Annotated in this window: 12 protein-coding genes; all 12 read left to right on the plus strand. The window is 38.3% G+C overall.

The window, feature by feature from the left end:
• Positions 1-236 precede the first annotated feature (236 nt).
• On the plus strand, positions 237-1,352 hold the full coding sequence (citZ, locus tag IHV11_RS03195; protein ID WP_197131552.1) for a citrate synthase: 1,116 nt from the start codon (positions 237-239) through the stop codon (positions 1,350-1,352).
• Positions 1,353-1,467: 115 nt separating this feature from the next.
• The gene (gene icd / locus IHV11_RS03200; protein ID WP_197131549.1) at positions 1,468-2,736 is read left to right on the plus strand and encodes an NADP-dependent isocitrate dehydrogenase; all 1,269 of its coding nucleotides are present in this window, start codon (positions 1,468-1,470) and stop codon (positions 2,734-2,736) included.
• Positions 2,737-2,811: 75 nt separating this feature from the next.
• Positions 2,812-3,750, plus strand: coding sequence for a malate dehydrogenase (gene mdh / locus IHV11_RS03205; protein WP_066396759.1), 939 nt, complete (start codon positions 2,812-2,814; stop codon positions 3,748-3,750).
• Between the two features lie 82 nt (positions 3,751-3,832).
• Positions 3,833-4,309 carry a MaoC family dehydratase gene (locus IHV11_RS03210; protein WP_197193674.1) on the plus strand — a complete coding sequence of 159 codons (477 nt, stop codon included), beginning with the start codon at positions 3,833-3,835 and terminating at the stop codon, positions 4,307-4,309.
• 366 nt (positions 4,310-4,675) lie between these two features.
• Entirely contained in the window at positions 4,676-5,386 is a 711-nt protein-coding gene (locus IHV11_RS03215) for a response regulator transcription factor (RefSeq protein ID WP_197190328.1), read from the plus strand.
• Positions 5,386-7,116 (plus strand): two-component system histidine kinase PnpS, encoded by a 1,731-nt coding sequence (pnpS, locus tag IHV11_RS03220; protein WP_197193675.1) that lies wholly within the window; start codon positions 5,386-5,388, stop codon positions 7,114-7,116. The genes IHV11_RS03215 and pnpS overlap by 1 nt, the downstream gene beginning before the upstream one ends.
• Before the next feature lie 210 nt (positions 7,117-7,326).
• Entirely contained in the window at positions 7,327-9,969 is a 2,643-nt protein-coding gene (polA, locus tag IHV11_RS03225) for a DNA polymerase I (RefSeq protein WP_197193676.1), read from the plus strand.
• 59 nt (positions 9,970-10,028) lie between these two features.
• Positions 10,029-10,850, plus strand: a complete 822-nt coding sequence (gene mutM, locus IHV11_RS03230; protein WP_197193677.1) for a DNA-formamidopyrimidine glycosylase — start codon at positions 10,029-10,031, stop codon at positions 10,848-10,850.
• Between the two features lie 61 nt (positions 10,851-10,911).
• Positions 10,912-11,553, plus strand: coding sequence for a sporulation membrane protein YtaF (gene ytaF / locus IHV11_RS03235; protein ID WP_197131520.1), 642 nt, complete (start codon positions 10,912-10,914; stop codon positions 11,551-11,553).
• 16 nt (positions 11,554-11,569) lie between these two features.
• Positions 11,570-12,166, plus strand: a complete 597-nt coding sequence (coaE, locus tag IHV11_RS03240; RefSeq protein WP_197193678.1) for a dephospho-CoA kinase — start codon at positions 11,570-11,572, stop codon at positions 12,164-12,166.
• A gap of 144 nt (positions 12,167-12,310) precedes the next feature.
• The gene (locus tag IHV11_RS03245; protein WP_197131514.1) at positions 12,311-13,351 is read left to right on the plus strand and encodes a glyceraldehyde-3-phosphate dehydrogenase; all 1,041 of its coding nucleotides are present in this window, start codon (positions 12,311-12,313) and stop codon (positions 13,349-13,351) included.
• Positions 13,352-13,672: 321 nt separating this feature from the next.
• Positions 13,673-14,056: an adenosylmethionine decarboxylase gene (gene speD / locus IHV11_RS03250; protein ID WP_197193679.1), complete on the plus strand. Its 384-nt coding sequence runs from the start codon at positions 13,673-13,675 to the stop codon at positions 14,054-14,056.
• The last annotated feature ends 21 nt before the right edge of the window (positions 14,057-14,077 follow it).

The raw sequence follows: 14,077 nt of genomic DNA on the forward strand, positions 1-14,077 counted from the left end.
AAATAAGTGATATCCGTTCACAAATATCAGATTATTGTTTATAATTGATGTGTATGTCCCATTTCCTTTAAATAGTCTTTCATTTTTCAAGTCTCAGTTTCGAGATTAAAAAAGTTGGGAATGTAACCTTGAATCCGGCTTTTTTATTACATGGAAAATGTAAGCTCTTTCTATTTTTTAAAAAGTGAAACAATTAAAGGAGAAGAGAGAATAACAGAAAAAAAGGAGAGATAGCCATGACAGCTACAAGAGGATTAGAAGGAATTGTTGCAACGACATCTTCTGTCAGCTCTATCATTGACGATGTATTAACCTATAGAGGATATAGCATTGATGACTTAGCTGAACATGCAACTTTTGAGGAAGTTGTATACTTGCTTTGGAATGGTAAACTGCCTTCCCAATCTGAACTAGAATCTTTTAAATCAGAACTTGCTGAGGCTAGTGAGCTGCCCGCAGAATTGTTGGAACAAATGAAATCGCTTCCTTTGAAGAATACACATCCTATGACTGTATTGCGTACAATCGTGTCAACATTAGCGATGTATGATTCAGAAGCAGAGGATATGTCTACAGATGGAAACTACAAAAAAGCCATCCGTCTTCAAGCACAGATGTCATCACTTGTAACGGCATTTGCACGTATTAGGGAAGGAAAAGATCCGATTGCTCCTAAAAAAGAACTTAGCTATGCAGCTAACTTCCTATATATGCTTACAGGTAAAGAACCTGATGAAATTTCTGAAACAGCTTTTAATAAAGCATTAGTTCTACATGCTGACCATGAGCTAAATGCATCCACGTTCACTGCACGTGTTTGTGTAGCTACTCTTTCTGATATCTATTCAGGCATTACAGCAGCGATCGGTGCTTTAAAAGGACCACTTCATGGTGGAGCAAACGAACAAGTAATGAAGATGCTTTCTGAGATCGGTGAAGAAGCAAACGTAGAATCTTACTTGGACAACGCGATTGAGAACAAACAAAAGATCATGGGCTTTGGTCACCGTGTATACAAGAACGGCGATCCACGTGCAAAACATTTGCGTGAAATGTCTAAACAGCTAACATCGATTACAGGTGAAGAAAAATGGTACACAATGAGCGTAAAGATTGATGATACGCTTAAGCAGAAGAAAGGCTTGCTGCCAAACGTAGATTTCTATTCTGCTAGTGTTTATCACAGCTTAGGTATCGACCATGACTTATTCACGCCAATCTTTGCGATCAGCCGTGTTTCTGGCTGGATTGCACATATCTTAGAACAATATGAAAACAACCGTTTAATCCGCCCTCGTGCTGAATATATCGGACCTGACATGCAGCAGTATGTTGCTTTAGAACAAAGATAATATAAAAACTATAGGTTATATCTTTAAAAGAGAAGGGATTCTTCTTCTCTTTTACCTATGTTTTTTAGTAGACTAGTATAGTACATGCAATACAAGAATTAGGAGGAATTTAGAAATGTCAAACGGAGAACGTATAACAGTCGACAATGGTGTATTAAACGTACCAAATCAACCGGTGATCCCTTTTATCGAAGGTGACGGAACAGGTCCTGACATTTGGGCTGCTGCTTCACGTGTTTTAGAAGCTGCTGTTGAAAAAGCATATAACGGTGAGAAAAAGATCGTTTGGAAAGAAGTATTAGCAGGAGAAAAAGCATTTAACCAAACAGGCGAATGGCTTCCTGCAGAAACGCTTGATGTGATTCGCGATTACATAATTGCGATTAAAGGACCATTAACAACGCCAGTAGGCGGAGGAATCCGTTCTTTAAACGTTGCACTTAGACAAGAGTTAGATCTATTTACTTGTCTTCGTCCAGTTCAATACTTCAAAGGTGTGCCTTCACCAGTAAAACGCCCTGAAGATACAAACATGGTTATTTTCCGTGAGAATACAGAAGATATCTATGCTGGTATCGAGTATGCGAGTGGATCAGATGAAGTGAAAAAGTTGATTCAATTCCTACAAGATGAAATGGGTGCTAACAAAATCCGTTTCCCTGAAACTTCAGGTATCGGTATTAAACCGGTTTCTTCAGAAGGTACTCAACGTCTAGTTCGTGCAGCGATTCAATATGCGATCAACGAAGGACGCAAGAGTGTAACACTTGTTCATAAAGGAAACATCATGAAATATACAGAAGGTGCTTTCAAGAACTGGGGTTATGAGTTAGCTGAAGCTGAGTTTGGTGACAAAGTATTCACATGGGCTCAGTATGACCGCATTGTTGAAGAAAGCGGAAAAGATGCTGCGAACAAAGCTCAAGCAGATGCAGAAGCTGCAGGTAAGATCATTGTTAAAGACTCTATCGCTGATATCTTCTTACAACAGATCTTAACTCGTCCAGCTGAGTTTGATGTAGTAGCTACAATGAACTTAAATGGAGATTACATCTCTGATGCTCTTGCTGCACAAGTTGGTGGTATCGGTATCGCACCAGGTGCAAACATCAACTACGAAACAGGACACGCTATCTTTGAAGCAACTCATGGTACTGCTCCAAAATATGCTGGTCTTGATAAAGTAAATCCATCATCTGTAATTCTTTCAGGTGTGTTGATGCTTGAACATCTAGGATGGGGAGAAGCTGCTAAATTAGTACTTTCTTCAATGGAAAACACAATCGAAAGTAAAGTTGTTACTTACGACTTTGCACGTTTGATGGACGGCGCTACAGAAGTTAAATGTTCTGAGTTTGCTGACGAACTAATCAAAAACATGTAATCTAACTGACCCCTTTTTATAAGGGGTCTTCTCAACATATTTTATGTTTTTTAAACTGTTCCTGGAGGGAAAGACATGGCTAACAAACGAAAAAAGATTTCGGTTATTGGTGGAGGATTTACAGGAGCAACAACGGCTTTTATCTTAGGACAAAAAGAAGTTGGGGATGTAGTATTAGTTGATATTCCTCAAATGGAAAACCCTACAAAAGGTAAGGCCCTCGACATGATGGAAGCAAGTCCTGTTCAAGGTTTTGATGCATCGATTACAGGTACGAGCGATTATGCAGATACAGCAGAATCTGATGTAGTTGTTATAACAGCAGGAATTGCTCGCAAGCCTGGTATGAGTCGTGATGATCTTGTAAACACAAACGCTGGAATCATGAAGAGCGTAACGAAGGAGATCGTTAAACATTCTCCGGATTGCACGATTATCGTTTTAACAAATCCAGTTGATGCCATGACTTACACAGTATTAAAAGAATCTGGTTTTCCTAAAAGCCGTGTAATCGGACAATCAGGAATACTAGATACAGCACGTTTCCGTACATTTGTTGCTATGGAACTTAACGTATCTGTAAAAGATGTTACTGGTTTTGTTCTTGGTGGTCATGGAGATGATATGGTGCCACTCGTACGATACTCTTATGCAGGTGGAATCCCGTTAGAGAAATTAATCTCTAAAGAGCGTTTAGATGCTATTGTTGAGCGCACACGTAAAGGTGGAGGAGAAATCGTTAATCTCTTAGGTAACGGATCTGCCTATTATGCACCAGCTGCTTCTTTAGTTGAGATGGTAGAAGCGATCGTTAAAGATCAACGCAGAGTGCTTCCTTCAATCGCCTTTTTAGAGGGTGAGTATGGTTATGATGGTATCTGTCTTGGCGTCCCAACGATCCTAGGCGGTGGCGGTCTAGAAGAAATCATTGAACTTGAGCTGACGGCAGAGGAGAAAGCAGCGCTTGATCAATCGGCAGAATCTGTTAAATCCGTTATGAAAGTATTAGCATAAGCGTGTGAGAGATTCGGGCAGATCCCCGAATCTTTTCTCCAGATATTTATGAAAGCGTTATCATCTAGAGAGGGGTCTTTAAATGCTGATCGGAAAAAAGCGAAAACTCGGAAGAAAAATAGACGAGATCCAAGCTGGGGAAAAATTAGAGATGCAAGAAACAATTGAAGATAAAGATCTTCTATTGTATTTAGGCTTAACGAACGATAACAACCCACTATTCATCCAACACGATTATGCAACATTGACACCTTATAAAAAGCCTGTCGTGCCACAAGTCATGCTGATGGGTATGGTCACTTCAGCAGTATCAAAATATTTACCGGGTCCTGGAAGTTCGATCGTTGAATCAAGTTTCACATTTATTAAACCCGTTTATCATTATTCCAAATTAACCTTTTTATTTGAAATTACAGAAGTAAATAGAGAAAAGCATATTGTGCATATGAACGTTAGAGCAGAGAATGAGGAAGGAATCGAAGTGTTAAAGAGTCATTTACACGTTTGTCCTCCATATGCTCCAAAATCGATTACATCTAATACAATGGAAAATTTCTAAACCTTTCATATGAAAGGTTTATTTTTTTGCTCATATAATGTTGATAAGTTAACTATGTCCTCTTTAAATATACAAATATGATGTAAATGTACATAGGAGGCATACAAGGGGATTTTATACGAGGTAAACACCATTATATCCGTAGATAAGAACCATATATCCGTAAAGCTACCGATTAATTACGTATATAAAATTTTTTATCCGATTTATCTAACCCAATTTGAACAATAAACATAAAAAACCTTATCAATGTAAAGAGAATGTTAAGGATATGTAAAGCCACTATGAAAATTTTGCGATTTTTGTACACACTATAAAAAAAATAGTATGATGAATTTGTACAAGTCGTAAAAAGGTGGGAATATGATGAGCCAAAAGTTACTCGTAGTAGAAGATGAAATTTCGATCTCAACATTGTTGCAATTTAACTTAGAACAAGCAGGATTTCAAGTAGTTACGGCAATGGATGGCAAGAGTGGATTAGAAAAAGCAGAAAGCGAAGAACCTAATCTAATCATATTAGACCTTATGCTGCCGGAAATGGATGGAATAGAAGTATGTAAAGAACTCCGTCTAAGAAAATTAAATATTCCTATTCTCATGTTAACGGCTAAGGATGATGAGTTTGATAAAGTGTTAGGACTTGAGTTAGGTGCAGATGATTATATGACGAAACCGTTCAGTCCACGTGAAGTGGTTGCAAGGGTGAAGGCAATACTACGAAGATCATCATCAGCGAATACGGACTCAGAAAAGAAAAAAGAAGAAGTAGAACATCTTAAAATTGGAGAAGTTGATATTTACCCAGAAAATTATGAAGCGTATTTCAAGGAAAAAGCACTAGAACTTACACCAAAAGAATTCGAACTGCTTGTTTACCTTGCTAGACATAAGAGCCGAGTTCTTTCGAGGGAACAGCTGCTTTCTGCAGTATGGAACTATGATTTTGTAGGTGACACACGAATTGTTGATGTTCATATCAGTCATTTAAGGGAGAAGATCGAGAATAATACTCGTAAGCCAATTTATATTAAAACCATAAGGGGATTAGGTTATAAGCTAGAGGAGCCTCAATAATGCATGATTTTAAGAACCGAGTACTTACCTTTTTCCTGCTCGGTATTTTATTGGTTTTTATTCTATTAGCTCTCATTATGGGGAACATCGTTCATCATAGTGTGAAAGATAAGCGTATGGAATTTTATAAAGGTGAATTAAGTCTAATTGAACAAGTTCTTAAGACTGAAAAATCAAAATCAACCATAACGAACTTATTAAGAACGGCCTCTGAAGATCTTAAGGGTGAGATTTATATACTTGATTCAGATTGGAATGTAAAATACACATCTGACGGAGACAGTCCAAGAAACATGTCTTCGTATTACCCAAAAGATAAAAAAACGAATGATCAAAATCTTGTGCTAAAGAATGACAACGGTAAATTATTTTATACGTTAAAAAAGAAAGATGAAACAGGATATATACAGTTTGCAATTCCTGAAGGTGCTGCGGAATCTGAAGAGAGATCGATTTGGATCATGATGTCGATCGGTTTCCTTATCTGCTTTATCATCATTCTGTACGTATCCCTCAAAGTGATCCATAAGATTGTTAGACCTGTAGAAGAGGCTACTCAGACTGCGAAAGAGCTTGCTAAAGGTAATTTCAAAGCAAGAACGTATGAATATTTTGGGGAAGATATTGGTGAGTTAAACTATTCATTAAATGTATTAGCCCGTAACCTAGAGAAGATGACAAAATCCCAAGAATCACAGCACGATCGCTTGATAACATTGATCGAAAATATGGGAAGCGGACTTATTCTTATTGATAAAAATGGATATATCAACTTAGTAAACAAAACGTTCAAAGAACTGTTTAAAGAGCATACGGATTATTGGACGGGTCATCTCTTCTATGAAGTGTTTCCTTACACATCTATTAAGGATATTGTCAAAGAAACGTATTTAACTGAAAAAAAAGTTAGAAGAAACACGGTTATTCCAATTCACATCGATACGAAACATTTCGATGTCTATAGTGCACCTGTCCTCAACGCAAGAGGTAAGCTAAAAGGGATCGTGCTTGTATTTCACGATATAACAGAGCTTAAGAAACTCGAGCAAGTAAGAAAAGATTTTGTGGCTAATGTTTCACATGAACTCAAAACGCCGATCACTTCTTTAAAAGGGTTTGCTGAGACTTTATTAGATGGTGCAGGTGAAAATGAAGAGTTTAGAAATAAATTTTTAACGATCATGTTAAATGAAAGTGATAGGCTTCAGGCACTTATCCAAGACTTGTTAGACCTTTCTAAAAGTGAGCAAGGTTTTCACCTAGAAACGCAATCTATTGATCTTGGTGCTTTAGTAAACGATACCTTTGAGATTCTTCAGCCTAAAGCTGAAAAGAAAGGCATTATTCTATCCGTTGATGTTACTGGCCAAACCATTATGGACGGAGATTCACCTCGATTGAAGCAGATCATCATTAACCTTGTTTCAAACAGCTTAACGTACACGCCTGTTGGTGGTCGTGTAAACGTAGTGGTGGAAGAACTACAAGATCATGTGAGGCTGCTGATTAAAGATACTGGAATTGGCATCAAGGAAAGTGAGATCCCTCGAATATTCGAACGCTTTTACCGTGTGGATAAAGCAAGAAGCAGGAATTCGGGAGGCACTGGATTAGGGCTTGCGATCGTTAAGCACCTTGTAGAAGCCCATCACGGAACCATTGAAGTTCAAAGTAAGCCAGGTGAAGGTTCTCTGTTTACAATTCTATTTCCAAAGAAGTTCGAGTTATAAGATTTACAATTCCTTAACACGCTTGTTTTCTTTAATTAACAGTTAAATCTTATGATTAAGTTATCCTTTTTCAGTACCCCCTTAGCGAGAGTCCTTCATGGATTCTCGCCTTTTTTATGGCCAAGAACTCTTCTATTCCTACTTTTTTGTTTCTGGTTGTCATCGTGATACAATAGATGATAGAAGAAATGTCCTCAGGAGGTTACGGACTTGGCAAAAACAAACAAATTAGTACTTATTGATGGAAATAGTATTGCATATAGAGCTTTTTTTGCTCTACCACTTTTAAACAACGATAAAGGTATTTATACAAACGCAGTATACGGGTTTACTCAGATGCTTCTGAAAATTTTAGAAGATGAAAAGCCTACTCATATCCTCGTCGCTTTTGATGCAGGGAAAACGACATTCCGACATAAGACATTTGGTGAATATAAAGGCGGTCGTCAGAAAACGCCACCCGAATTGTCAGAACAGTTTCCTTTTATCAGACAGTTGTTAGATGCATTTAAAATCAAACGGTATGAGCTTGAAAATTATGAAGCAGATGACATTATTGGAACACTTGCTTCTTATGCTGCTGACGGGAACTGGGATGTGAAAGTGTTCACCGGTGATAAAGACTTACTTCAACTTGTTACTCCTGATGTTGAAGTGGTCTTAACAAGAAAAGGAATCACTGAGGTTGAGGCGTATACCGTTGAACAAGTGAATGAGCGGTACGGCATTACGCCGCACCAAATCATTGATATGAAGGGGCTCATGGGAGACCCTTCTGACAATATTCCAGGAGTACCTGGGGTCGGAGAAAAGACTGCGATCAAATTGATCAAACAATATGGAACGATCGAAAAAGTTCTAGATTCAATTGATGAAATCTCAGGTGCTAAGCTTAAAGAGAGGTTAACAGAGAACAAAGAACAAGCCATTATGAGTAAAGAGCTTGCTACGATAACGAAGGAAGCTCCTATTAAAATCGGTCTAGATGAGACGGATTACGAGGGATATGAAACGTCTTCTGTTTTTCCTCTTTTCAAAGAATTAGGATTTAATTCATTGCTCGAACGATTGGGTGGCGATGAAGAAATTCTTCAGGATGAAGAAAAAGAAGAGCTTAACTTTAAAACGGTAACCAAAATCGAGGCTGATATGCTAAAAAGCCCTTCATCCCTTATTGTAGAAACGCTTACTGAAGATTATCATAAAGCTAAAATTCATGGTTTCGCTGTAAGTAATGATGCAGGAACATTTTATATTCCTTCAAGTCTTGCAGATCAATCAGAAGAATTTCAGGAATGGCTGCAAGACGACAATCAAAAGAAGAGAATGTTTGATGCCAAGAGAGCTCATGTTGCCTTACATGGGCAAGGAATCGTGTTGAACGGAATCGATTTTGATATTCAACTCGCTTCATATCTGCTTAATCCTTCTGAATCGTTAGATGAAGTAGCAGATGTTGCGAAGCAGTATGGCAAGTCTAATGTAGACGTAAACGAAGCTGTATATGGTAAAGGTGCTAAGAAGAAGCTGCCAGAAGATGAAGCTGTCCTCGCTGAGCACCTCTGTAGAAAAGCTCATACTGTCTTTCAATTGAGCGACCTTTTGGATGAGAAGTTAAAAGAAAATGAACAGAGTGATCTGTTCTATCAGTTAGAGATGCCATTAGCTCTCGTTTTAGCTAAGATGGAAGAGTTCGGCGTTAAAGTAAAATCAGACACACTTCAAAAAATGGGTGCTGACCTAGATATACAGTTAACAACACTTGAAAAAGACATTCACGAACTGGCTGGAGTATCCTTCAATATTAACTCGCCTAAACAACTAGGTGAAATATTATTTGAGAAGTTGAACCTGCCGCCTGTTAAGAAAACTAAGACAGGTTACTCGACTTCTGTTGATGTATTAGAGAAATTAGAAGGCAAGCATGAGATCATTAACAAGATTCTTATCTATCGTCAACTTGGTAAGTTAAGGTCTACTTATATTGAAGGTCTGTTAAAAGTAGTTAAAGAAGATACGGGTAAGATTCATACACGCTTCAATCAGGTACTTGCTCAAACAGGAAGACTGAGTTCTATCGATCCTAATCTTCAAAACATCCCTATTCGTTTAGAAGCAGGAAGAAAAATCAGACATGCCTTCGTTGCATCACAGGCTGGCTGGAAGATTCTTGCCGCTGATTATTCACAGATCGAACTGCGCGTATTGGCTCATATCTCTCAGGATGAAAACTTAATGGAAGCTTTTAAGTTGGAGATGGATGTTCACACGAAAACGGCCATGGATGTTTTTCATGTGGAAGAGAGTGAAGTTACATCTGAAATGAGAAGACACGCTAAAGCCGTTAACTTTGGTATTGTATACGGAATTAGTGATTATGGCCTATCACAAAGCCTAGGTATCACGAGGAAAGAAGCCGGAGAATTTATAGCGTCCTATTTGGATAGTTTTCCTGGTGTCCAGCAGTACATGAAGGACAGCGTTTCTGAGGCAAAACATAATGGTTTTGTTTCAACTCTGCTTCATAGACGACGTTATCTGCCCGAAATTAATAGCAGGAACTTTAACCTGCGTAGTTTCGCGGAGAGAACAGCTATGAATACGCCGATTCAAGGAACTGCTGCAGATATCATTAAAAAAGCGATGGTCGATATGGATCAGCGGTTAACTGACGAGAAACTTGAAGCTAAAATGCTGCTCACTGTACATGATGAACTTATTTTTGAAGTACCAGAAAATGAGCTGCAAAAACTTGAAGAGATCGTTTGTGAAGTAATGGAATCAGCAGTAGAACTTGATGTACCTTTAAAAGTAGATGTGAACTGGGGAGATTCCTGGTTCGAAGCAAAATAATAAAGAAACAGCATCCTATAGATCCAGGGTGCTGTTTTTCTAATAAGGTTGGTGAAAGGATGCCTGAGTTACCAGAAGTCGAAAATGTTAAAAACACACTGAATCAATTCCTACCAGGAAAAATGATTACAGATGTAAAAATATACTGGGAAAATATTATTAAACATCCAGGTACTGAAGAATTCATTTTGAAGTTGAAAGGTCAAACCTTTCAAAATGCGTATCGAAGAGGGAAATTTTTAATTTTTCATCTTGATGAAGATGTATTGGTGTCTCACCTTAGGATGGAAGGGAAATATGGCTTGAATCAAAGCGATGAGCCAGCTGATAAGCATACTCACGTTATTTTTCAGTTTTCTGATGGAACTGAACTAAGATATCGAGATGTGAGAAAATTTGGGACGATGCATCTGTATCCAAAAGGAACAGAGGGAAGTCATGCTCCGTTAAAAACTTTAGGTGTAGAACCACTTTCGGATTCCTTAACAGCCGCTCTTCTAAAAAAGCTGTTTGCTAATCGGAAACGCAACATAAAATCGGTATTGCTTGATCAGACTCTTCTGGCTGGTTTAGGCAACATTTATGTAGATGAAGTACTGTTTCAGGCAGGAATCCATCCAGAGACACCAGCTAATTCTCTAACTCTGCCTCGATTAAAGAAGTTGAAAACAGCGATTACTGAAATCCTTTCTGAGTCTGTGAAGCACGGAGGAAGCTCAATACGTTCCTATACGAACGCAGTGGGTGAGACAGGCGGTTTTCAGCTGAAATTATTTGTATATGGCAGAAAAAATGAAGCATGCCGTGTGTGTGGTACTGAGATCGAGCGATTAGTTGTAGCGGGTAGAGGAACTCACATCTGTAAGACTTGTCAAAAATAAACCATTTCTGTACTCCTTTCATATACTACGTTTACCGTTAACTGAAAGGAGTACAGGAACAATGGTGGCTTACTCATTTGTATTACTGGCACTAGCCGTCAGCCTGGACAGTTTTGGAGCCGGATTAACGTATGGAATGAAATCCATTAAAATTCCTTTTCGCTCCATTATGATCATCGCAATTTGTTCAGCTGTTACCTTTTTACTTTCGATGTTGCTTGGATTTACGTTAGAACAATTTATTTCACCTAAAACAGGTGAGATATTGGGAGGCGTGATTCTTCTCGGAATCGGAATCTACTCTCTATGGCAGGTTTTCTTACCAGAGAAAGAGAACGTTGAGTGCATGGAAAAAGAACCTAAGAACATTGTGCTTTTTGAAATTAAGTCGTTGGGAATCGTCATACACATACTTAAGAAACCAGTTATGGCAGATATCGATAAGTCTGGTTCAATTACGGGCTTAGAAGCTGTACTGCTTGGAATAGCATTATCGCTTGATGCCTTTGGAGCGGGAATAGGTGCAGCACTCATCGACTTGTCTCCTTCATTAACAACCATTACAATTGCGGTGATGAGCGCTTTATTCTTATGGGGTGGTATGGTTTTAGGGTTATATCTTTTTAACAAAACAAACTGGATGAAGGGATTATCCATTCTGCCAGGCGTTTTATTGATCGTAATGGGATTATTAAAAATGTAACACTGGAGGATAACTTGTGATTATTGGATTAACTGGAGGCATTGCAACGGGAAAATCAACAGTCAGTAACATCATCAGAGGTCAAGGAATTCCTGTAGTCGATGCTGATATCATTTCTAGAGAAGTTGTTATGCCAGAGAAAGAAGCATATGAGAAGATCGTGGCCTGCTTTGGTGAACAGATACTAAATGATGACAAGACAATAAACAGAGCAGGATTAGGAGAGATTATTTTTAACGATACTGAAAAGAGGACGATGCTGAACGAGATTGTTCACCCTGCTGTTAGAAAGGAAATGAGACAGCAAGCAGATGATTATCTACGTTCAGGAGAGTCTATAGTGGTTATGGATATACCACTTTTATTTGAGAGTAAGCTTACACATATGGTAGATCGAACGTGGTTAGTATATGCAACGCCCGAAATACAACTTCAAAGATTGATAAATCGAGATCATTTTTCAGAGAAGCAAGCGAAGTCTAGAATCCATTCCCAGATGCCGATCACAGAAAAAAAGGAATTAGCAGATGTAGTAATCAACAATAATGGATCTCTTTCTGCTTTAGAAAATGATGTTCTTTCCTTGCTAAAACAAACAAAAAAACAGACCTGATAACCATTTCAGGTCTGTTTTTATCTATATAAGCCCTTTTTCAGCCTAAATTAAATAAAAGTATGTTCTTTTCAAGTGTTAATATGATATACTAATTACAGATAGATACAAGAAAGAGTATAACACATTGGAAGGAGCAGCTTCATGAAAGCAAAAATTGCAATTAATGGCTTGGGGAGAATCGGAAGAATGGTCTTCCGCAAAATGATGGAGAACGATGAATTTGAGGTTGTAGCTGTTAATGCCAGCTATCCTGCAGAGACTCTTGCTCATATGGTTAAGTACGATTCTATACATGGGACGTACCCGGGAGAAGTTGTTGCTGGAGAAGATGCCCTTTTTGTTGATGGAAAAAAAGTTCAATTAGTTAACTCTCGCGATCCTCGTGAACTTCCTTGGGGAACGTTAGGCGTTGATATTGTTATAGAAGCAACTGGGAAATTTGTTTCACAAGAATCTGCTGGTCTTCATATTGAAGCAGGTGCAAAGAAAGTAATTATCACTGCTCCAGGGAAAGATGAAGACATTACAATTGTTATGGGAGTAAATGATAGCGATTACATTTCTTCGAAACACCATATTATATCTAATGCATCGTGCACGACGAACTGTTTAGCCCCTGTGATTAAAGTGCTTGATGATCAGTTCGGGGTACAGTCCGGAATGATGACGACTGTACATGCGTATACGAATGACCAGAAAAATATTGATAACCCACATAAAGACTTAAGACGTGCACGTGCATGTGGCACTTCTATTATTCCAACTTCTACAGGTGCTGCAAAAGCTATTGCAAAAGTCTTGCCTCACTTAGAAGGCAAACTGAATGGTATGGCACTACGCGTTCCAACACCTAACGTTTCATTGGTTGACGTTGTTGTGGAGTTAAAGACTCCTGTATCTAAAGACCAAGTCAATCATGCTCTACAATCGGCATCTGAAGGATCAATGCGTGGAATCTTAGGGTACAGCGATCTGCCGCTAGTATCGATTGATTATAATGGAAATGAAAACTCTTCAATCATTGACGGCTTATCAACTATGGTGATGGACGGTAATAAAGTAAAGGTCCTTGCTTGGTATGACAATGAATGGGGTTATTCATGCCGAGTAGTAGATCTTGCGAAACATGTAAGTGTTGCTTTGAATATGCCGGTACAAGAAAAAAATGTGTCAGTATCATAAAAACAGTCAGTTAAAATAAATAAATGAGTGAGAGCTGGATATCACACCAGCTCTTTTCTACTTTTAAACGAACTAGTATGTTTCAATTGATCCTTATCCTTAAAAAACAATATAAAATTGACTTAAAAAAATTTGCCCATAGTTATTGCAAATAAATTTTAAAAGAAGTATACTATGATTCGTGAACTTCAAATAAAGCAAACAAAGGCATTGAATGCTACTTAAAGGGTTAGGACCTCTTTGGACTAACTTGCCCCCGTGGTAGATATTCGATACCGCATGCTTGAAGGCATGATTATTTTTAAAAGGGGGACTATGCTAATGGATACAATGGGAAGACACGTAATTGCTGAGTTATGGGGTTGTGATTCTGAAAAACTAAATGACATGAAATTTATTGAAGAGACATTCGTTGACGCTGCATTGAAATCAGGTGCAGAAATTCGTGAGGTTGCTTTTCATAAATTTGCTCCACATGGTGTAAGTGGAGTTGTTATTATTTCTGAATCTCATCTAACTATTCACAGTTTTCCTGAGCATGGTTATGCAAGTATTGATGTATATACGTGTGGAGATCGAATCGATCCTAACGTAGCTGCTGATTACATTTCGGAGGCACTTGGCGCTAAAAAGCGCGAAAACTTGGAAGTTCCTCGTGGAATGGGTCCAATTTCTGTTGCCAAATCAAAAGTTACTGCTCAATAATTTAAAAACAGAATGTACGTG

Origin of the sequence: Fictibacillus sp. 26RED30 (assembly GCF_015903845.1) — a bacterium.
Lineage (GTDB): Bacteria > Bacillota > Bacilli > Bacillales > Fictibacillaceae > Fictibacillus > Fictibacillus phosphorivorans.

Excerpts from the sequence above, each read along its gene's own strand:
- mutM (WP_197193677.1), top strand. The coding sequence starts at position 10,029 with ATGCCTGAGTTACCAGAAGTCGAAAATGTTAAAAACACACTGAATCAA.
- IHV11_RS03210 (WP_197193674.1), top strand. The coding sequence starts at position 3,833 with ATGCTGATCGGAAAAAAGCGAAAACTCGGAAGAAAAATAGACGAGATC.
- pnpS (WP_197193675.1), top strand. The coding sequence starts at position 5,386 with ATGCATGATTTTAAGAACCGAGTACTTACCTTTTTCCTGCTCGGTATT.
- ytaF (WP_197131520.1), top strand. The coding sequence starts at position 10,912 with ATGGTGGCTTACTCATTTGTATTACTGGCACTAGCCGTCAGCCTGGAC.
- IHV11_RS03245 (WP_197131514.1), top strand. The coding sequence starts at position 12,311 with ATGAAAGCAAAAATTGCAATTAATGGCTTGGGGAGAATCGGAAGAATG.
- speD (WP_197193679.1), top strand. The coding sequence starts at position 13,673 with ATGGATACAATGGGAAGACACGTAATTGCTGAGTTATGGGGTTGTGAT.
- icd (WP_197131549.1), top strand. The coding sequence starts at position 1,468 with ATGTCAAACGGAGAACGTATAACAGTCGACAATGGTGTATTAAACGTA.
- citZ (WP_197131552.1), top strand. The coding sequence starts at position 237 with ATGACAGCTACAAGAGGATTAGAAGGAATTGTTGCAACGACATCTTCT.
- mdh (WP_066396759.1), top strand. The coding sequence starts at position 2,812 with ATGGCTAACAAACGAAAAAAGATTTCGGTTATTGGTGGAGGATTTACA.
- IHV11_RS03215 (WP_197190328.1), top strand. The coding sequence starts at position 4,676 with ATGAGCCAAAAGTTACTCGTAGTAGAAGATGAAATTTCGATCTCAACA.